The 18,142-nt window shown below is 73.7% G+C and carries 17 protein-coding genes; 4 read left to right on the top strand and 13 right to left on the bottom strand.

Features of this window, described 5'->3' with window-relative positions; all coding sequences use genetic code 11:
* Nucleotides 1-11: 11 nt before the first annotated feature.
* Both ACFOWE_RS23315 and ACFOWE_RS23320 read right to left on the bottom strand, forming a co-directional pair.
* Nucleotides 12-1,937, bottom strand: coding sequence for an ATP-binding cassette domain-containing protein (locus ACFOWE_RS23315; RefSeq protein ID WP_377291349.1), 1,926 nt, complete (start codon nucleotides 1,935-1,937; stop codon nucleotides 12-14).
* A 750-nt stretch (nucleotides 1,938-2,687) separates the two neighbouring features.
* Nucleotides 2,688-3,095, bottom strand: a complete 408-nt coding sequence (locus tag ACFOWE_RS23320; RefSeq protein ID WP_377291220.1) for a RidA family protein — start codon at nucleotides 3,093-3,095, stop codon at nucleotides 2,688-2,690.
* Between the two features lie 93 nt (nucleotides 3,096-3,188).
* On the opposite strand from ACFOWE_RS23320, the gene ACFOWE_RS23325 reads away from it, so the two are divergent.
* Together ACFOWE_RS23325 and ACFOWE_RS23330 are read left to right on the top strand one after the other, a co-directional pair.
* Nucleotides 3,189-3,794, top strand: a complete 606-nt coding sequence (locus ACFOWE_RS23325; protein ID WP_377291222.1) for a TetR/AcrR family transcriptional regulator — start codon at nucleotides 3,189-3,191, stop codon at nucleotides 3,792-3,794.
* A gap of 162 nt (nucleotides 3,795-3,956) precedes the next feature.
* The gene (locus ACFOWE_RS23330; RefSeq protein WP_377291224.1) at nucleotides 3,957-4,619 is read left to right on the top strand and encodes an HAD family hydrolase; all 663 of its coding nucleotides are present in this window, start codon (nucleotides 3,957-3,959) and stop codon (nucleotides 4,617-4,619) included.
* Nucleotides 4,620-4,686: 67 nt separating this feature from the next.
* Here ACFOWE_RS23330 and ACFOWE_RS23335 read toward each other — a convergent pair whose 3' ends face one another.
* The 3 genes from ACFOWE_RS23335 to ACFOWE_RS23345 form a co-directional block, all read right to left on the bottom strand.
* Nucleotides 4,687-5,001: a DUF5709 domain-containing protein gene (locus ACFOWE_RS23335; protein WP_377291226.1), complete on the bottom strand. Its 315-nt coding sequence runs from the start codon at nucleotides 4,999-5,001 to the stop codon at nucleotides 4,687-4,689.
* Between the two features lie 63 nt (nucleotides 5,002-5,064).
* A complete protein-coding gene (locus ACFOWE_RS23340; RefSeq protein ID WP_377291228.1) occupies nucleotides 5,065-6,606 on the bottom strand; it encodes a gamma-glutamyltransferase family protein in 1,542 nt (513 codons plus the stop codon).
* Between the two features lie 54 nt (nucleotides 6,607-6,660).
* Complete coding sequence (locus ACFOWE_RS23345; RefSeq protein WP_377291230.1) at nucleotides 6,661-7,281, bottom strand: pentapeptide repeat-containing protein; 621 nt, start codon at nucleotides 7,279-7,281, stop codon at nucleotides 6,661-6,663.
* A gap of 222 nt (nucleotides 7,282-7,503) precedes the next feature.
* Between ACFOWE_RS23345 and ACFOWE_RS23350 the strand changes: the two genes are divergently transcribed.
* Entirely contained in the window at nucleotides 7,504-9,663 is a 2,160-nt protein-coding gene (locus tag ACFOWE_RS23350) for an amylo-alpha-1,6-glucosidase (protein ID WP_377291232.1), read from the top strand.
* A 54-nt stretch (nucleotides 9,664-9,717) separates the two neighbouring features.
* On the opposite strand, the gene ACFOWE_RS23355 is transcribed toward ACFOWE_RS23350, so the two are convergent.
* The 8 genes from ACFOWE_RS23355 to ACFOWE_RS23390 all read right to left on the bottom strand — a co-directional run bounded on the left by ACFOWE_RS23355 (nucleotide 9,718) and on the right by ACFOWE_RS23390 (nucleotide 17,072).
* Complete coding sequence (locus ACFOWE_RS23355; RefSeq protein ID WP_377291234.1) at nucleotides 9,718-10,872, bottom strand: PAS domain-containing sensor histidine kinase; 1,155 nt, start codon at nucleotides 10,870-10,872, stop codon at nucleotides 9,718-9,720.
* On the bottom strand, nucleotides 10,869-12,080 hold the full coding sequence (locus ACFOWE_RS23360; RefSeq protein ID WP_377291236.1) for a SpoIIE family protein phosphatase: 1,212 nt from the start codon (nucleotides 12,078-12,080) through the stop codon (nucleotides 10,869-10,871). Before ACFOWE_RS23360 ends, ACFOWE_RS23355 begins: the two co-directional genes overlap by 4 nt.
* Nucleotides 12,068-12,493: an ATP-binding protein gene (locus ACFOWE_RS23365; RefSeq protein WP_377291238.1), complete on the bottom strand. Its 426-nt coding sequence runs from the start codon at nucleotides 12,491-12,493 to the stop codon at nucleotides 12,068-12,070. The genes ACFOWE_RS23360 and ACFOWE_RS23365 overlap by 13 nt, the downstream gene beginning before the upstream one ends.
* The gene (locus ACFOWE_RS23370; protein ID WP_377291240.1) at nucleotides 12,483-12,851 is read right to left on the bottom strand and encodes an STAS domain-containing protein; all 369 of its coding nucleotides are present in this window, start codon (nucleotides 12,849-12,851) and stop codon (nucleotides 12,483-12,485) included. The genes ACFOWE_RS23365 and ACFOWE_RS23370 overlap by 11 nt, the downstream gene beginning before the upstream one ends.
* Entirely contained in the window at nucleotides 12,848-14,026 is a 1,179-nt protein-coding gene (locus ACFOWE_RS23375) for a PAS domain S-box protein (protein WP_377291242.1), read from the bottom strand. Before ACFOWE_RS23375 ends, ACFOWE_RS23370 begins: the two co-directional genes overlap by 4 nt.
* 107 nt (nucleotides 14,027-14,133) lie before the next feature.
* The gene (locus tag ACFOWE_RS23380; RefSeq protein ID WP_377291244.1) at nucleotides 14,134-15,267 is read right to left on the bottom strand and encodes an amidohydrolase family protein; all 1,134 of its coding nucleotides are present in this window, start codon (nucleotides 15,265-15,267) and stop codon (nucleotides 14,134-14,136) included.
* A 200-nt stretch (nucleotides 15,268-15,467) separates the two neighbouring features.
* A complete protein-coding gene (locus ACFOWE_RS23385) occupies nucleotides 15,468-15,863 on the bottom strand; it encodes a hypothetical protein (RefSeq protein ID WP_377291246.1) in 396 nt (131 codons plus the stop codon).
* 63 nt (nucleotides 15,864-15,926) lie between these two features.
* On the bottom strand, nucleotides 15,927-17,072 hold the full coding sequence (locus ACFOWE_RS23390) for an acyl-CoA dehydrogenase family protein (RefSeq protein WP_377291248.1): 1,146 nt from the start codon (nucleotides 17,070-17,072) through the stop codon (nucleotides 15,927-15,929).
* A 199-nt stretch (nucleotides 17,073-17,271) separates the two neighbouring features.
* Here ACFOWE_RS23390 and ACFOWE_RS23395 point away from each other — a divergent pair, with 199 nt between their 5' ends.
* Nucleotides 17,272-18,072 carry a tyrosine-protein phosphatase gene (locus tag ACFOWE_RS23395; protein WP_377291250.1) on the top strand — a complete coding sequence of 267 codons (801 nt, stop codon included), beginning with the start codon at nucleotides 17,272-17,274 and terminating at the stop codon, nucleotides 18,070-18,072.
* Nucleotides 18,073-18,142 lie beyond the last annotated feature (70 nt).

Genomic DNA, 18,142 nt, shown 5'->3' on the forward strand with positions numbered 1-18,142 from the left:
CGGTCACCGGCCTACGGCCGGTTGACGTAGTCGCGCAGGTGGACCGCGGTCAGGGAGTCGCCGGCGCCGACGAGCTCGGCGGGGGTGCCGGTGAAGACGACCCGGCCGCCGTCGTGGCCGGCGCCCGGGCCGAGGTCGATGATCCAGTCCGCGTGCGCCATCACCGCCTGGTGGTGCTCGATGACGATGACCGTGTTGCCGTCGTCGACCAGCCGGTCCAGCAGGCCCAGCAGGTGGTCGACGTCGGCCAGGTGCAGGCCGGTGGTCGGCTCGTCCAGGACGTAGACGGTGCCGCTGCGCGCCATGTTGACCGCCAGCTTCAGGCGCTGCCGCTCACCGCCGGACAGGGTGGTGAGCGGCTGGCCGAGGCCGAGGTAGCCCAGTCCCACCGCCGCCAGCCGGTCCAGGATCACCTTGGCCGGGCCGGTGGTGAAGAACCCGGCCGCCTCGGCGACCGGCATCTCCAGCACCTGGCTGATGTTCCTGCCGCGCAACGTGTACGCCAGCACCTCGGAGGTGAAGCGCCGGCCCTCGCACTCCTCGCAGACCGTCGCCACCCCGGCCATCATCGCCAGGTCGGTGTAGATCAGGCCGATGCCCTTGCAGGCCGGGCAGGCGCCCTCGGAGTTGGCGCTGAACAGCGCGGGCTTGACCCCGTTGGCCTTGGCGAAGGCGGCGCGGATCGGGTCGAGCAGGCCGGTGTAGGTGGCCGGGTTGCTCCGCCGCGAGCCGCGGATCGGCGACTGGTCGGCCACCACCACGCCCTCCCGGCCGGAGACGTAGCCGTGGATGAGCGAGCTCTTGCCGGACCCGGCGACGCCGGTGACGACGGTGAGCACGCCCAGCGGGATGTCGACGTCCACCCCGCGCAGGTTGTGCATGGAGGCGCCCCTGACCGGCAGGTGCCCGGAGGGCCGGCGGAAGGTCTCGCGCAGCCGTACCCGGTGGTCGAGGTAGCGGCCGGTGAGGGTGCCGGAGGCGCGCAGCCCGTCCAGGTCGCCGGCGTAGCAGAGCCGCCCGCCCGCGGTGCCCGCGCCGGGACCGAGGTCGACCACGTGGTCGGCGATCTCGATCGTCTCCGGCTTGTGCTCCACCACGAGCACGGTGTTGCCCTTGTCGCGCAGCTGGAGCAGCAGGTCGTTCATCCGCCGGATGTCGTGCGGGTGCAGGCCGGCGGTCGGCTCGTCGAAGACGTACGTCACGTCCGTCAGGCTGGAGGTGAGGTGGCGGACCATCTTCACCCGCTGGGACTCGCCGCCCGAGAGCGTGGCCGACTCCCGGTCCAGGCTCAGGTAGCCCAGGCCGATCTCCACCAGGGAGTCCAGGGTGGCGCGCAGGTTCGCCAGCACCGGCGCGACCTCGGGGGCGTCGAGCTTCCGGACGAAGGAGGCCAGGTCGCTGATCTGCATCACCGAGCAGTCGGCGATGCTCAACCCGTCGATCTTCGACGAGCGCGCGGCCTCGTTGATCCGGGATCCGCCGCACTCGTGGCAGGGGAGGAGCTTGACCGCCCGGTCGGCGAAGGCGCGCGCCTGCCCCTTCAGCGACTCGCGGTCCTTGCCGAGGTACTGCTTGCGCACCCGGACGGCGAGACCCTCGTAGGTGAGGTTGCTGGAGCCGACCTTGACCTTGGTGGTCGGCCGGTGCAGGAGGTCCTCCCACTGCTGCGCGGTGAAGTCCTTCAGCTTGACCGCCGGGTCGTAGAAGCCGGAGTTCGCCATCACCTGCCAGTACCAGGTGTCCACCCCGAACCCGGGCGCCTTGATCGCGCCCTCGTTGAGCGAGAGCTCGCGGTCGACGAGCTCGTCGACGTCGATGTCGGTGATCTTGCCGAGGCCCTCGCAGGCCGGGCACATGCCCTGCGGGGTGTTGAAGCTGAAGGCGTAGGCCGGGCCGGCGTGCGGGACGCCGAGCCTGCTGAAGACGAGCCGCAGCATCGTGTAGGCGTCGGTGGCGGTGCCCACGGTCGAGCGGGCGTTGGCGCCCATCCGCTCCTGGTCGACGATGATCGCGGCGCTCAGGTTGTGCAGGGCGTCCACGTCCGGCCGGTTGAGGCTCGGCATGAACCCCTGGACGAACGCCGTGTAGGTCTCGTTGATCAGCCGCCGCGACTCCGCGGCGATGGTGTCGAACACCAGCGAGGACTTGCCGGAGCCGGAGACTCCGGTGAAGACGGTGAGCCGCCGCTTGGGGATGTCGAGGGAGATCCCGGCGAGGTTGTTCTCGCGGGCGCCGCGGACCTGGATGAGGTCGTGGCTGTCGGCGGCGCTGTGGTCGGGCGTGCGCCGGCCGGGGGCGCCCGTCACGGCGCTTCCCTCCGCGCCTCCCGCGGCGCCGTTCCGGGGCGGGCGGCCGCCCTGCCCGGGAGAGTCCAGCGATCCGGGTGATTCGGGTGATTCGGAGGAGAGGTGATGGGAAATGGCTCCAGCTCTGCTACCGGAATTCATGCTTTCAAGTATTCCATTGAACTTCCTATAGAGGGTTTAGCGGAGAATTCGCTGTTGCGGTTGAGGATTCGCAGGCTAACCCTCAACTGACGTGTAGGCCGCCTGATCGTCCGCGAGCCGGCGGCGCCGGTCCGGGGGACGGCCGGGCCGCCTCCGGTGGGCCGCCCCCGTCCGGCCGCGCCCACCGGAACGAGGGGCAGGCGGGCGCGGCCGAGGCGCCGGGATCCCGGGGCGCCCCGTTCAGGCGAGGACCGCGGTGGCCTCGACCTCGACCAGCAGATCGGGTTCTCCCAGCGCCGCGACGCCCAGCAGGGTGATCGGCTTGACCGGGTCGACGCCCAGCTTCGCGGCGGCCCGTGCGACTCCCTCTCCAAGCGGCGCCATCTTGTCCGGTGTCCAGTCGACGACGTAGACGGTCAGCTTGGCCACGTCGTCGAACGATCCGCCGATCTCGGCCAGGGCGGTGCCGATGTTGAGGTAGGCCTGCTCCACCTGGGCGGCCAGGTCGCCTTCGCCGACCTTCCGGCCCTCGGCGTCACGGGCCACCTGGCCGGCCAGGAAAACCAGCCTGGAGCCGCTGGCGATCGACAGCTGGCGGTAGGCGTCGGGCTTCGGCAGTCCTTCGGGGTTGACCAGTGTCACGGGCATGTCCACTCCTCGGGGCGGTGCGGTGGTCGGCGTTCACCTGAAACATAACAGTGTTATGTGAAGAAGCATAGCGATGTTATGTATCGTGCTGTCATGGCGAGGACGAAGGATCCGGCGGTCCGCTCCCTGCTGATCGAGCGGGCCGCGCAGATGCTCGCCGCCCGGCAGCCGGTCACGCTCCGCTCGCTGGTGGACGGGACCGGCGTCTCGACCATGGCCGTCTACACCTACTTCGGTGGCATGGAGGGACTGTGGAGAGCCGTGCGGCAGGAGGGGTTCACCCGCCTGGCGGCCCGCCTCGCCGCGGTCCCGTCGTCGGCGGATCCGGTGCGTGACCTGGCCGCACTCGGCGCCGCGTACCTGTCCAACGCCCTGGCCGTCCCCGATCTCTACCGGGTCATGTTCGACCCCGCGTCCGGCCTCGAGGACGCCCGGGCCGCGGACGGCACGCTGCACCGCCTGGTCCACGCCGCCGAACGGGCCGTGGCCGCCGGCCGGTTCCGAGCCGACGCCGACCCGCTGGAGCTGGCCACGCGGAGCTGGGTCATCGGCCACGGGCTGGCGTCGCTGGTCGCGACCGGCCCGTTGCCGCGCGAGGCGCTCGCCCACGGCGTGCCGCTGCTGACCGCGCTGTTCGTCGGCGCGGGCGACACCCCCGAGCGGTGCCACCGGTCGGTCGCACGCGGCTGGCGCCTCTGACGTGCGATCGCCACGCCGCGCCCTCCGGCGTGTGCCGGCGGAGGGCGCGCTCCGGCGGCGGCGGCCCGGGCCCACCGGAGGGGGAGCGCCGGGCCGGGACCGGGGCGGACGCCGCCCGGGGCGGCACTAGGATGCGGTGGTCCGGGCGAAGGGGAGGTCATCGTGATCAGGGCAGTGGTGTTCGACGTGGGGGAGACCCTGATCGATGAGACCCGGATCTGGTCGCGCTGGGCCGACCGGCTCGGGGTCACGCGGTTCACGATGCTCGGCGTGCTGGGCGGCATGGCCGCGCTCGACCGCTCCTTCGCCGAGGCGTTCCAGATCCTGCGGCCCGGCTTCGACCTGGAGGCCGAGCAGGAGGCATGGAAGCGGGACGACCCCGACGGCCTGCGGGTGAACTTCGACGCGGACGACCTCTACCCGGACGTGCGGCCAGGCCTGGCCGAGCTCCGCGCCCTCGGCTACGAGCTGATCATCGCGGGCAACCAGCCGCCGCAGGCCTACGACGCGCTGGCCACGATGGACCTGCCGGTGGACGCGATTTACACCTCCGACGACTGGGGTGTGGCCAAGCCCGACCCGGCGTTCTTCGCCAAGGTCGTCGCGGTCTCCGGCCGGGAGCCCGCGGAGATCCTCTACGTGGGCGACCGGCTCGACAACGACGTGCGCCCGGCCCGTACGGCGGGCATGCGCACCGCGCTGATCCGCCGCGGTCCCTGGGGACACCTGCACGCGGCCCGCCCGGAGGCGGCCGGCGAGGCCGACCACGTCGTCGACGGCTTCGCCGACCTGGTGGCGGCGCTGTCCGCGCACCCGCCCCGCTGAACGGCCGGAGCGGCCGGAGACAAGGGACGCCGAGGGACGCCGAGGGACGCCGAGGGACGCCGAGGACTCAGTACCGGGGGTCGACGCGCATCGCGCGTTCCTCGGCCGACAGGTCGCCGTCGTCGACCCCGGCGTCGGTGGCGTACGCCTGGTCCGTGTCGTACGGGCCGAAGCCCTGGTCCGGGGCTATGAACCGGCCCGAGTCGCGCGGCGTCCGCGAGCGCTCCCGCGCCTCGCGCCGGAGGCGCTCGTCCAGGCTGTCCCGGTGCCGGGGGTCGTCGGCGAGGATGCGGTGGTCGAATCCGAGGTCGTTGGTCGCCTGCTCGAACTCGAAGGCCTGCTCGTCGCTGAATCCATAGCGATCAGGAGGTGATTGACTCATACATGGATATCTGCCCTATTACGGCATAAAAACCTCAAATCGCTGAATCTTCCGGGCCTCCGGTCAGAATCCGGCGGCGGCCCCGATGGCGGAGCGCGGATCGGCCGCCCCGGCCAGCACCCCGGAGGGCAGCACGTCGATCAGGTGGGCGTGGCCGAACGCCGAGCCGTACGGCATCGCGGCCACGGGGTGACCGCGCCGCGCCAGCTCCTCCCCGTCCCAGGGGGCGCCCTCCTCCAGCTCGACCAGGACCTCGTCGGGGGCGTGCCAGGTGTCGAAACCGGTGCCGCCCGTGCCCAGCCGCCAGCGCGGCGCGCCGACCGCCTCACCGGGCTGGAGGCCGTGCAGGAGCAGGCGGGTCAGGATCTGCAGCATGATCTGCGGCTGCCCGTCGCCGCCCATGGTGCCGGCGACCGCCCGCAGCGAGCCGTCCGGACGGGTGACCAGCGCCGGGACCAGCGTGTGCGGGGGACGGCGGCCGGGGCCGTACTCGGCGGGATGGCCCGGGACGAGGGAGAAGCCGATGCCCCGGTTGTGCAGGTTGATGCCGGTCCGCGGCTCGAAGAGCAGGCTGCCGAACCCGGCGGCGTTGGACTGGATCAGCGAGACGCCCATGCCGTCGCCGTCCACCGCGCACAGATAGGTGGTGTCGCCGGGCGCGGCCAGGTCGCGCAGCGCGGCCCGCCGGTCCCGGGAGACCGTCGCCCGGCGCTCGGCGGCCGAGTCCAGGGCCTCCTCGACGCGGGCGCCGTCGAACAGCAGCTCCGGCCGGTCGTGCCCGGCGACCCGGGACGCCTCGACGAGCAGGTGCGCCCAGAGCGGGTCGGCCGGGTCGGCGGGCAGGTCGAGCCCCTCGGCGACGGCGAGCGCGAGCAGCAGCAGGTAGCCCTGGGAGTTCGGCGGCATCGTCCACACGTCGTGCCCGAAGACCCGCCTGCCCAGCGGCTCCACCCACTCCGCGGCGGGCCGGGCCAGGTCGTCCTCGGTGTACTCCCCGGCGCCGAGCGCGAGCAGCCCCTCGCCGAACTCGCCGAGGTAGAAGCCCTCCCGGCCGCCGGCCAGCGCCTTCAGTGCCCGGGCCACGCCCGGCCGCCGGATCAGGTCGCCGGCCGCGCGGGCGTCGGCGAAGTCCGCGCAGAGCGGGCCGACCGTCGCCAGGGCGGGCGCCATCAGCGGCGAGACGGGGAAGCCGCCCTCGGCGTACCCGATCGCCGGGGCGAGCACCTCGGCCAGCGGCAGCCTGCCGTACCGGGCGTGCAGGGCCAGCCAGCCGTCCGCGCAGCCCGGCACCGGGACGGAGCGCACGTCGTGGTGGAACGGCATGCGCTCGTGCCCCTCGGCCCGCAGGCGCTCCGGGTCGGCGCCCGACCCGGCCCGCCCGGAGGCGTTGAGCGCCGCGGGCGCCGGGGAGCCGTCGTGCACGAGCGCGAACAGGTCACCGCCCAGCCCGCACATGTGGGGCGCGGTGACCGCCAGCACGGCGTTGGCCGCGACCGCCGCGTCGGCGGCCGAGCCTCCCCGCTCCAGCATCGCGATCCCGGCCCTCGACGCCAGGTGATCGACGGTGCAGACCATTCCGGAACGTGCGTATCGGGTGTTGCGCATGTCCAGAGCGTACGGCCCGTCCGGTCCCCGGTGTCACACCGGTCGCGCCCGTCCCTACTCCACGTGCACCTGGAGGCCGAGCGCCATGGCGAGCGTGACCGCCTGGCGCACGTCGACCACCGCGTCCTTCAGCTTGACGTCGAACGGGTCCACCGCCGACAGGTCGCTCCCGCGCAGGTCGCAGCGGGACAGGTCGGCGCCGTGCAGCCACGCCCCGGACAGGTCGACCCCCCGCAGGACGGCACCCTCGCACCGGGCGCCGGTGAGGTCGGCCTCGCGCATGCGCACGTCGGTGAAGGAGGCCCCGGCCAGGGGCGCGCCGGGCAGCCCGACGAACGCCCAGTCGCCGCCGTCGACCTTCAGCAGGTCGAAGGTGCAGGCGTCGAACACGCTGCCGGTGAACTTGCAGGCGGTGAAGGCGGCGTCGAAGAACGTGCACCGGGTGAAGGTGCAGTTCAGGAAGGCCGTCCCGGTGTGCCGGGAGGCGTTGAACCGCACGTCGCGGAAGGAGCACTCGGAGAAGCGGGCGCCGCCGCTGGTCGACTCGGTCATGTCCACGCCGACGAAGGCGACCCGTTCGTGCACCTGGCCCGAGAGGTCCTCGCCGTCCCAGTCCGCGCCGCGGACCGTCGTCTCGGTCGGCGGCGCGGGCACGCCGTGCTTGCGATCAGCCATGGCCGCGGCCCGTCACCCGGTGCCGCGCCGCGCGGCGGAAGTCCTCTGGGGGCATCAGTCACTCCGTCTCTGCTCGGATGCCGGTGATGACGGCATCCAAGCAGGAGGGTGCGACAGGAACACGCCGCGGTGCTCCTCCCGCTGCGGAGGGTGGGCGGCGTGACGTAATGGGCATCCCAAAGACGTGCCAAGACGAGGAATGCCGCCAAGGAGGACACACCGGTGAACGCGTGGACGTTCGAGGGCCAGCCGCGGACGCTGGGCGACACGGTCACGCTGGTCGAGGGGGGATCCTTCTGCGTGTGCGGCCCGGACGGGGACATCCGTCCCGGCGGGGCACAGGGGGTCTACCACGCCGACACCCGGCTGCTGTCGCGCTGGGAGCTGCGGGTGGACGACACGCCCGTCGAGACGCTCCGGGTCATCCCCGCCGAGCCGTACCACGCCACGTTCCTGGGCAGGACGCGCCCGCGCCCCGGCCGGGCGGAGAGCACCCTGCTGGCGGTCCGGGAGCGTTACGTCGGCGGAGGGCTCCGCGAGGACCTGACGCTGCGCAACCTCTCGGAGGAGCCGGCCGGGTGCGTGGTCGCCCTGCACGCGGGCAGCGACGTGGCCGACCTGTTCGAGGTGAAGGCCGGGCGGGTCCGGCGGGTGGGCGAGGTCGAGGTGACCCCGCACCCGTCCGGCCTGCGCCTGTTCGCCGCCGACCGCTCGCGCGGGGCCAGGATCACCGTGGAGCCGCACGACGAGGCGCTGACCGTCACCCCCGGCCTGCTCGCCTTCCGGGTGGTCGTCCCGGCCCGGGGGGAGTGGCGGACCACGATCCAGGTGAACCCGATCATCGAGGGGGAGGAGGCCTCCGCCGCCTTCCTCTCCCACCACGCGCCCGAACACGCCGCCCCGGCCCGGCGGCTGGCCGACTGGACCCGGCTGAGCCCGGACATCCGCACCGGCGACGCCGCCCTGGAGGAGATCCTGCGCCGCTCCCGCCAGGACCTGGGGAGCCTGCGCCTGTTCGACCCCGACCACCCGGAGGACCCGCCCGCGATCGCCGCGGGCGCGCCGTGGTTCATGACGCTCTTCGGCCGCGACTCGCTGCTGACCTCGTGGATGGCGCTCCCGCTCGACCAGTCCCTGGCGCTGGGCACGCTGCGCCGCCTGGCCCGCCTGCAGGGGCGCAGGGCCGACCCCCTCACCGAGGAGGAGCCCGGCAAGATCATGCACGAGCTCCGCTCCGGCGTGGGCGGCCACGCCTACTACGGCTCGGTGGACGCCACCCCGCTGTTCGTCATGCTCCTGGGCGAGCTGCGCCGCTGGGGCCTGCACCCCGAGGCCGTCGAGGAGCTGCTCCCGCACGCCGACGCCGCCCTCGGCTGGATCGAGGCCTGCGGCGGGCCCGACGGCCTGCTGTGGTACCGGCGCAAGACCGACCAGGGGCTGCTCAACCAGGGCTGGAAGGACTCCGTCGACGGCGTCAACTTCGCCGACGGGGCCCTCGCCCGGCCGCCCGTCGCCCTGGCCGAGGTCCAGGGGTACGTGCACGCCGCCTACCTCGCCCGGGCCCACATCGCCTGCGAGGCGGGCGACGCCGCCACCGAGCGGCGCTGCCTGGAGCGGGCCGCGGCGATCCGGGAGGCGTTCAACGAGCGGTTCTGGCTGGCCGACCGCGGTTACTACGCGATGGGCCTGGACGGCTCCGGCCGTCCCGTCGACGCCCTCGCCTCCAACATGGGCCACTGCCTGTGGACCGGCATCGTGGAGGAGGACAGGGCCGCCTCCGTGGCCGCCCACCTGATGTCGCCGCGGATGTTCACCGGGTACGGCGTGCGGACCCTCGCCGCGGACATGGGCGCCTACAACCCGATGAGCTACCACAACGGCTCGGTCTGGCCGCACGACAACGCGCTGGTCGCGGCCGGTCTGATGCGCTACGGCTTCGTGGCGGAGGCCCAGCGGATCGCCACCGGGCTCCTGGAGGCGGCCCGGGCGTTCGGCGGGCGGCTGCCGGAGCTGTTCTGCGGGTTCGACCGCGCCGAGTTCCCCTGCCCGGTGCCCTACCCCACCTCCTGCTCGCCGCAGGCGTGGGCGGCCGCGGCCCCGATCCAGCTGCTGCGCAGCCTGCTCCGGCTGGACCCCTGGGTGCCGTACGGCAAGGCGTGGCTGGCCCCCGCCCTGCCGGAGGGCTTCGGGGGGCTGCGGATCTCCGGCCTGCCCCTGGCGGGCTCCCGGATCACGGTCGAGGTGCCGGCCGGCGGCCGGACCGCCACCGTCTCGGGCCTGCCCGCCGGGATCGAGCTGATCACCGAGCCGCGCGGCCCGGTCACCGCCGCGGGCCGGGGTTCCTCAGGCCCGCACCGGGACCGGCGGCCGCTGGCGGGTTGAGGGCACCCCGCCCTCGCGCACGGGGGCGGGACGCGGGAGGCGCCGGGGGACGCGTCAGGAGAGCGGGACCCGCCACACGAGCCGGGTCCCGCCGGAGGGCGGGCTGACCGCCTCGAAGACTCCGCCCAGTTCCCTGGCCCGCTCACCCATGTTGCCCAGCCCGCTGCTCCGGGTCGTCTCGCCGAGGCCGCGCCCGTCGTCGGTGATCCTCAGCACCAGGTCGGCCCCGGCGCTCAGCACCACCTCGGCGCCCGAGGCGCGGGCGTGGCGGACGATGTTGGACAGCGCCTCCCGCAGGACGGCCAGCAGCTGGACCGCGACCTCGTCGGAGACGGCGGAGTCGATGGGCCCCTCGAAGGCGACCGCGGGGGAGAACCCGAGCCGCTCGGCCGCCTCGGTCGTCAGCTGGAGGACCGCGGCCCGCAACGTGGTCTCCTGCTGCGGGGGGTGCTGCAGATCGAAGATCGCGGTGCGGAGCTCGTGGATCGTGACGTCGAGCTCGCCGATGACCTTCCGGATGCGCTCCTCCGCCTGGGGGTGCCTGACCATCCCCGCGGTGGCCTGCAGGGCCAGCCCGGCGCCGAAGATCCGCTGGATCACCATGTCGTGCAGGTCCCGGGCGATGCGCTCCCGGTCGCTCATCACCTCCTGCTGGGCGCGGACGGCCGCCAGCTCGGCCTCCAGCCGGAGCCGGTCGGTGATGTCGCGGACCACCACCGAGAAGCCCGCCGGCGCGCCGCCGGAGTCGTCCATGGGGGAGACGGTGACGGCGGCGTCGAACAGGCCGCCGTCGCCGCGGCGCAGCCGGGTGTCGTAGCTCCTGGCCTGGGCCGCGGACCGGACCTGCTCCAGCACCTCGCCGAACGGGTGCAGCGACGAGGAGGGCACCAGCATGTCCGCGGGCCGGCCCGCGGCCTCGGCCGCGCCGTACCCGAACAGGCGCTCCGCGCCCGGGTTCCAGGTCTGGATCTCCCCGTCCGCGGTCGTCGAGAACATGGCGTCGTCGGAGAACTGGACGATCGCGGCGAGCCGGGCCTCGGCCTGCCGGGCGTTCTCCAGCTCGGCGTGGAGCGCGATGAGGCCCCGGCTCGTCGCCTCGAGCTCGGCGTCCAGATCGGCGACCTGCCGCCGGCAGGCCTCGAGCTCGGCCTCCCGCCGGGCGAGGGCGGAGAGGGCCTCGGCGAGCTCCCCGGAATGTCCTGCTGTCACGATCCACCACTTCGCGGGTTCTCGCGGGAGGTGTGATCCTCCCGCGTGTCCTGTACGGCGGGCTCCCGGACGTCCCGCACGACGAGCACGGTCGCGTCGTCGCCGTCGCGCCCGTGGTCGCGCTGGAGGACGGCGGCGACGAGCGCGGGATCCCGCTCCAGCAGCCCGGGGTAGGCCAGCGGGTCACAGCGGCTGGTGATCCCGTCGGAGGCCATGACCAGTACGGCGCCGGGCGCCCAGGGGTAGGAGGAGACCCGGATCCGGGGCGGGGAGAGCTGGACGCCCAGGGTCCCGTGGTGGGACAGCAGGCCGCGGCTCTCGCGGTGGCCCTCCCCGCCGAGCAGCAACCGCCCGGAGACGTTGCCCACCCCCGCGAAGCTCAGCCCGTCCGGCCCGAGCGCGCAGACCCCGAGCACCCCGCCGCGGGTGCCGCGCATGGCCTCGTGCGCGCGCCGTACGAGGCCCTCGAGACCGCTGGAGCCATCGGGGCCGCCGGAGCCGCTGAGGTCGGCGGTGGCGGGGGAGCGGCCGGGCGCCGGGCGCTCCAGCGCCGAGACGGCGGCCCGCGACGCCTCGGCGGCGGCCGGTCCGTGCCCCAGCCCGTCGACGACGAGGGCGGTCAGGCGCCCGTCGGCGGCGACCGCCCAGGAGTCCCCGGAGTCGCCGGCGCCGCCGAGCGGGACGTTCACCCCGCCCCAGCGCCAGGGGCCGGCGGCGGTGGGCGCGCACGGGCCGATCCGGGCCAGCACGGCCGTCCCGCCGGGACCCGAGTAGCAGTCGAAGACCGAGGCGCGGCGCCGTACCGCGCCGAGCCCCACGCCCAGTCCCACACCGAGTCCCCCACCCGGTCCCCCACCCGGTCCCCCACCCGGCCCCACGGGGGGCCGGCCGCCGAACGGCGGCAGGACCTCCGGCTCGCCGGGAACGGGCACCGCCCAGCGCGGCACGCCCGGCGCCGCGCCCACCGGCCCGCGGTCGACCGCGAGCAGCTCGATGCCCTCTCCGGAGGGCCGGTGCAGGACGTACCCGCCGGCCCGCGCGTGCCGCAGGACGTTGGTGGCGAGTTCGGTCACCACCAGCTCCGCCTCGCCCTCGCGCAGGCAGGGCAGCCGCCGGGCCGTCGCGGCGACCGCCCGGCGCACCGCGCCGACGTCCTCCTCGGCGGTGATCGTGTGGCGCTGGTGCTCCGCCTGGGTCAGCGCGCCCACTTCACGATCACCACCGTCGTCCCGGTCCCCTTGGCCGAGGTGATCGTCAGCTCGTCGGTGAGCCGCCGGGCACCCGGCAGGCCGAGGCCCAGGCTGCGGGCCGTGCTGAAGCCGTCGGTGAGCGCCAGCTCGATGTCGTCGATGCCGGGCCCGGAGTCGGAGAAGGTCGCCCTGACCCCGCGCCGGCCGTCCGCCCGCACCTGCTCGGCCCGGAGGGTCCCGCGGGAGCCGGTGGCGTAGGTGACGATGTTGCGGGCGAGCTCGCTGCCGGCCGTGATGAGCTTCGTCTGGTCGACGAGCCCGAGCCCGGCCTCCAGCGCCTGCGCGCGCAGCACCTGGCGCACGTGGATCAGGTCGGCTCCCGCGGCGATCGTCACGACCACCGGGTCCGTGCCGGTGAGCTCAGGCGCCATGGTCACGCAGCCGCGCCAGCAGCGCCATGCCCTGCTCGGCGTTGAGGGCGGTGTGCAGGTGGCCCATGGGCACGCCGAGCTCGACCAGGGTGATGGCCACCGCGGGCTGGATCCCGACGACGGCCGCCTGCGACCCGAGCAGCCGGATCATCGCGACGACGCGGGTGAGGACCCGGGCGATGAACGAGTCGACCACGGCCAGGCCGCTGACGTCGATCAGGGTGCCCGTCGTGCGCGTCCGGGCGACCTCCCGGGAGAGCTGGTCCTCGACCCGGAGCACGGCCTCGTCGTCGAGGTCGCCCTGGAGGCTGACCAGCAGCGTCTCCCCGATCCGCATGATCGGGACGATCTCGTTCACAGCGCCCCCTGTCCCATGGCCGTCCCGGTCCCCATGACCGTCGTGGCGGCGCTCCGCGCCGCCCCCGCCTGGTCGGCGACGATCTGCAGCGCCAGCTGCAGCGCGTCGCGCAGCGTGTTGCGGCTGCGCAGCCGGCCGATGTCGATGCCCAGGTGCACCATCGCCTGCGCCGTCTCCGGCCGCACGCCGCTCAGGATGCTCGTCGCCCCCATCAGCGTGGCCGCCTGCACCGTCTTGAGGAGGTGCTGGGCCACCTGGGTGTCGATGGCGGGGACGCCGCTGATGTCCAGGATGATCACTTCGGCCTGGTTCTCGGAGATCCTCTCCAGCAGGCTCTCGGTCAGCCGGGCGGCGCGCATGGAGTCGAGGGTGCCGATGATGGGCAGCGCCAGCACCTTGTCCCAGACCTGGATCACCGGGGTGGACAGCTCCATGATCTCGTCGCGCTGGCGCTGGAGCCGCAGCTCCTGCTCGCGGCGCTCGGTGACGTCGCGGATCGCCGCGGACACGAGCGTGCCCTTCTCGGTCTCCAGGGGGCTCAGGCTGATCTCGACGGGGAACTCGGTGCCGTCGCGGCGCAGGCCGGTCAGCTGCAGGCCGACCCCCATGGGGCGGGTCTGCGGGTGGGTGAAGAAGGCGTCGCGGTAGCGCGGGTGCCGCTCGCGGAAGCGCTCCGGCACCAGGACCTCGACCGGCCGGCCGACCAGCTCCTCGCGCGTGTGGCCGAACAGCTGCTCGGTCTGGCGGTTGACCAGGACGATGCGGCCCTCCGAGTCCACGATCACCATGGCGTCGGGCGCCGCCTCGAGCAGGCCGCGGAACATCGTCTCGGCCTGCCGCCGGTCCGTCACGTCGCGGGTGACCTTGACGAACCCCGCGGGCGCGCCGCTCTCGTCGCGGACCGAGGTGATGATCACGCTTGCCCAGAACCGGGTGCCGTCCTTGCGGACCCGCCACCCCTCGGTCTCGAACCGCCCCGACTCGCGGGCCGTGGCGAGGGCGCGCTCGGCGAGACCCGCGGCCCGGTCCTCCTCGGTGTGGAACACCGAGATCGGCCGTCCGAGGACCTCCTCGGCGGTGTATCCCCGCAGGCCCTGCGCCCCCCGGTTCCAGCCGATGATCCGGCCGTCGGCGTCCAGGGTGACGATCTCGTAGTCGACGATGGAGTCGAGCACCGTCTGGAGATCCTTCAGGCGCTGGCCTGGTTCCTGTCCGTCGGCCGGCGGCGAACCCATACGAAAACCTCCCATACCCAGCGGTTTTCGCCACCTTACCGTCAGTTTCATCCGGAAATCGATCGGTGAGCGGGGTCGGGGGCCGTACGGAAACCGTCCGGCCGGAGGGCGGCCCTCCCCGTGCCCGTACGGCGCCAGGCGGCCCGGCCGCCGGTGAACGCGGCCACGCACCGGCCGGGCCCCTCGCGCAGCAGCGCGGTGCAGGCGGTCTCCGGGCCGGCCCCGACCGCGAAGACGGCGAAGTCGGCGCGGGCGCCCGGCGCCAGGCAGCCCAGCCGTCCGGGGCCGGTGTCCAGCCCGAGTGCGCGGGCCCCGCCCAGGGTCAGGGCCTCCACCAGGAGCCGGTCCGTGCCGGGGTCGCGGGCGAGGGACCGGGCGAGCGCCAGCGGGTCGCCGCCCGTCCGGGTGCCGATCGCGATCGGGTTCTCCCCGTCCAGCATGCCCTCGGCGGCGAAGGGGGAGGTGAGGGCGGCCACCGTGCCGCGCAGGCGCAGGAGCTTGCGGTCGGCCTCGTCGAGCGGCCCGGAGACCGCGACGTGGGAGCCGGGGCCCAGCGCGCCCGCCTCGTCCAGGAGGGCGGCGCCGTGGTCGCCGAGCTCGGCCAGGAGTCGCAGGCCGAACGTCCGGGACAGGACGGCCAGGTCCTCCATGACCTCCGGGTCGGGGGAGTGCGCGGCGATGCCGACGATCCCCGGGTGGTCCACCTCGCGGAGCGCGGTGATGAGCCGGTCGCGCTCGCCCGACTCCCAGCGGCGCTCGTCCGGGCAGCGGGTCTCCAGATAGGTCACCCCCGCCAGGCCCGCCCGGACGGCTCCGGCGACGGTCTCCGGGTCGAGGGGGCCGCAGGCGTCCCGGGCGGCGTCCCGGTCGCCGTCCGGGGCCACGACGCCCGCGACCGCGGTGACGCCGCAGGACAGCGCGGGGGAGGGGGCGCGGCCCAGCCGGACGTGCGCGTCGACGAGCCCCGGAACGATCATGCCGGGCCAGCGCACCGGGCGCAGGCCGGGATACAGGGCCGCGAGCGCGGCGCGCGGGCCGATCCGCAGGATCCGGCCGTCCCGGACGGCGAGGGCGCCGTCCTCGATCGGCGGTCCGGAGACGGGCAGGATCAGGGGGGCGGTGTGCACGGTGACCGCCGCGCGCGCGGCCGTGCCGGTGGCCTGGCCGGTGCGCGTGGGCATGGGCACCCCCGGGTTGATCGTCCCTTTCGGAGAGATTACAGGGGATCGATAGGTATTTCTTAAGTGATGTTCGCTTTCTCACCTGGTGAGAAAGCCGGTCCCCGCGGAGGACGACGGCTCGCCTCCGGGAGGAGGACCCCGGGAGGAGGAAGGGCTCCGCGGAGAGGAGGAAGGGCTCCGGCCCCGCGGAGGGGGAGGACTCAGCCCAGCATCACGCCGAGGAAGAGCGCGGCCAGCGCGGACAGCCCGCTGAGCGCGCCGAGCACGGCGATGGCGCGCCGGGAGGCCGCGCGGGTGTGCAGGAAGGCGGTGACGCCGGAGACCACCACGATGGCGACCTTCACCTCCAGGGTGCGCCGGTAGGCGGGGTCGTCACCGAGCCCTTCGAGCAGGTTCCACACGCCGGTGGCGAACAGGACCGCGTAGGCGGGCCAGGCCACCCGGTTGAACGCGCGGGCGGCCACCTTGGTCACCCCCTCGCCGGCCGAGCGCAGCGCCGGGACGAGGAAGGCGAGGGTCAGCTGGCCGCCGACCCAGATCGCGGCGGCGAGCACGTGGAGGAAGACGCGGACGGTGTCCAGGGATACGGAGAGCACGCGGACACCGTAGTGTCCGCGTGCTCCGGTCCGCGCCCCGGGCCGGCCCCGGAGCCGCCGGGGTCACAGTCCCAGGTCGCGGCCGATGATCTCACGCATGATCTCGTTGGACCCGGCCCAGATGCGGGTCACCCGGGCGTCCATCCAGGCGCGGGCGACGCGGTACTCCTTCATGTAGCCGTAGCCGCCGAACAACTGCACGCAGGCGTCCAGCACCTGGCCCTGCACCTCGGAGGTCCACATCTTGGCCTTGGCCGCGTCGACCGCGCTCAGCTCGCCGTCGGCGTGGGCCGCCACGCACTGGTCCACGAAGGCCTGGGAGACCTCGACCTTGGTGACCAGGTCGGCCAGGACGAACTTGTTGTGCTGGAAGGAGCCGATGGCCTGGCCGAAGGCCCGGCGCTCCTTGACGTAGGCCAGGGTCTCGGCGAGCACCGACGCCGCGTGCGCCAGGTTCGCCACGGCCGAGCCGAGCCGCTCCTGGGGGAGCCGCTCCATCATCGCGATGAAGCCCCGGTCGACCTCGCCGATCACGTTCTCGGCGGGCACGCGCACGTTCTCGAAGAACAGCTCGGCGGTGTCGGCCTCCGGCTGGCCCACCTTGTCCAGCTTGCGGCCCCGGGTGAAGCCCTCCATCCCGGTCTCGACCGCGAACAGCGTGATGCCCTTGGCCCGCTTCTCGGGGCTGGTCCGGGCGGCCACCACGACCAGGTCGGCGCAGTAGCCGTTGGTGATGAAGGTCTTGGACCCGTTGACGATCCAGTCGGAGCCGTCGCGGACCGCGGTGGTGCGCAGCGCGGCCAGGTCGGAGCCGCCGCTCGGCTCACTCATGCCGATCGCGGTGATCATCTCGCCGGAGCAGAAGCGCGGCAGCCAGCGCTTCCTCTGCTCCTCGGTGGTCAGCTCCACCAGGTACGGCGCGACCACGTCGTAGTGGATGCCGAGGCTGGAGGAGAAGGCCGCGCCGGCCCAGGAAAGCTCCTCGCCCAGCACCGCGTTGAAGCGGTAGTCCCCGGCCGCGCTCCCGCCGTACTCCTCCGGGACCTCCAGGCCGAGGAAGCCCTGCCGGCCGGCCTCCAGCCAGACCTCCCGGTCGATCAGGCGGTTCTCGATGAACTCCTCGGCGCGCGGTGTGATCGACCGCGCGATGAACTCCCGGACCGACTCGCGGAACACGTCGTGGTCGGGGCCGTAAACAGTGCGCTTCATGACATGTCAGTATACCGACCGGTTGGTATGTGTCTTCGGGGGGTGATCCGGATCTTCGTCTGGGGGGAGCGCGGAAGTTTCCGGCGGGGTGTGGAAGCCGGAGTGATTCGCGAAGACCATCAACCGTTTTCCGTATTTACGGTGATACATGCCACGTGTTAATGGTGTGGCCATATCCGGCTGTATAGACTCCACCGTGATGAACGACTTCACGCGATGGATCGATCTGGAAGGCGCCGTCAACGTGCGCGACCTCGGCGGGCTCGCCACGGTCGACGGCGGCACCACGAGATTCGGCCGGATCTACCGGTCGGACAACCTGCAGGGGCTGAGTGAGCGCGACGTCGAGCGGCTCGTCGCCGAGCTCAAGCTCCGCCACGTCATCGATCTGCGCTCCGGCCCGGAGGTCTTCCTGGAGGGGCCGGGCCCGCTCACCCGCGTCCCCGAGGTGAGCATCCACCACCTGACCCTCTTCGCCGAGGGCGGCAGGCACACCGACGCCGAGGCCGACACGATCGACGCCGACCGGGTGCTGCCCTGGCAGGAGCGGGTGGAGGACGAGAAGCTCGCCGAGCTCCGGGTGACCGGCTTCTACTACGGCTACCTGCGCGACCGGCCGGACTCCGTGCTGGCGGCCCTGCGCGCCATGGCCCACGACGACGGCGCCGCGATCGTGCACTGCGCGGCGGGCAAGGACCGCACGGGCGTGCTGTGCGCGCTCGCCCTGGAGGTCGCCGGGGCCACCCGCGAGGCCATCGTCTCCGACTACGTCGCCACCGGTGAGCGCATCGACGGCATCATGGCCCGGCTGCGGGCCAGCGCGACCTACCGCGACGACCTCGACTCCCGCCCGGCCGACGACCACCGGCCCCGCCCGCAGTACATCGAGCAGCTCCTCGAGGTGCTGGACGACCGCTTCGGCGGACCCCTGGGCTGGCTCGCCGACCAGGGCTGGACCGACGCCGACACCGCCGCGCTGAGGTCCCGCCTGCGCGACTAGGGCCTGTAGGGGGTTGAGATCAGACGGATCGTCCGCGCTTCGGCTCCGGCCCTGGCAGGCCGTCGCCATG

This window comes from Planomonospora corallina (assembly GCF_042650625.1).
GTDB classification, from domain to species: domain Bacteria; phylum Actinomycetota; class Actinomycetes; order Streptosporangiales; family Streptosporangiaceae; genus Planomonospora_B; species Planomonospora_B corallina.

Coding starts and splice junctions, on each gene's coding strand:
- ACFOWE_RS23315 (WP_377291349.1), bottom strand. CDS start 1,937: ATGCTGCGGCTCGTCTTCAGCAGGCTCGGCGTCCCGCACGCCGGCCCG.
- ACFOWE_RS23320 (WP_377291220.1), bottom strand. CDS start 3,095: ATGCCCGTGACACTGGTCAACCCCGAAGGACTGCCGAAGCCCGACGCC.
- ACFOWE_RS23325 (WP_377291222.1), top strand. CDS start 3,189: ATGGCGAGGACGAAGGATCCGGCGGTCCGCTCCCTGCTGATCGAGCGG.
- ACFOWE_RS23335 (WP_377291226.1), bottom strand. CDS start 5,001: ATGAGTCAATCACCTCCTGATCGCTATGGATTCAGCGACGAGCAGGCC.
- ACFOWE_RS23340 (WP_377291228.1), bottom strand. CDS start 6,606: ATGCGCAACACCCGATACGCACGTTCCGGAATGGTCTGCACCGTCGAT.
- ACFOWE_RS23345 (WP_377291230.1), bottom strand. CDS start 7,281: ATGGCTGATCGCAAGCACGGCGTGCCCGCGCCGCCGACCGAGACGACG.
- ACFOWE_RS23365 (WP_377291238.1), bottom strand. CDS start 12,493: ATGGCGCCTGAGCTCACCGGCACGGACCCGGTGGTCGTGACGATCGCC.
- ACFOWE_RS23380 (WP_377291244.1), bottom strand. CDS start 15,267: ATGCCCACGCGCACCGGCCAGGCCACCGGCACGGCCGCGCGCGCGGCG.
- ACFOWE_RS23390 (WP_377291248.1), bottom strand. CDS start 17,072: ATGAAGCGCACTGTTTACGGCCCCGACCACGACGTGTTCCGCGAGTCG.
- ACFOWE_RS23395 (WP_377291250.1), top strand. CDS start 17,272: ATGAACGACTTCACGCGATGGATCGATCTGGAAGGCGCCGTCAACGTG.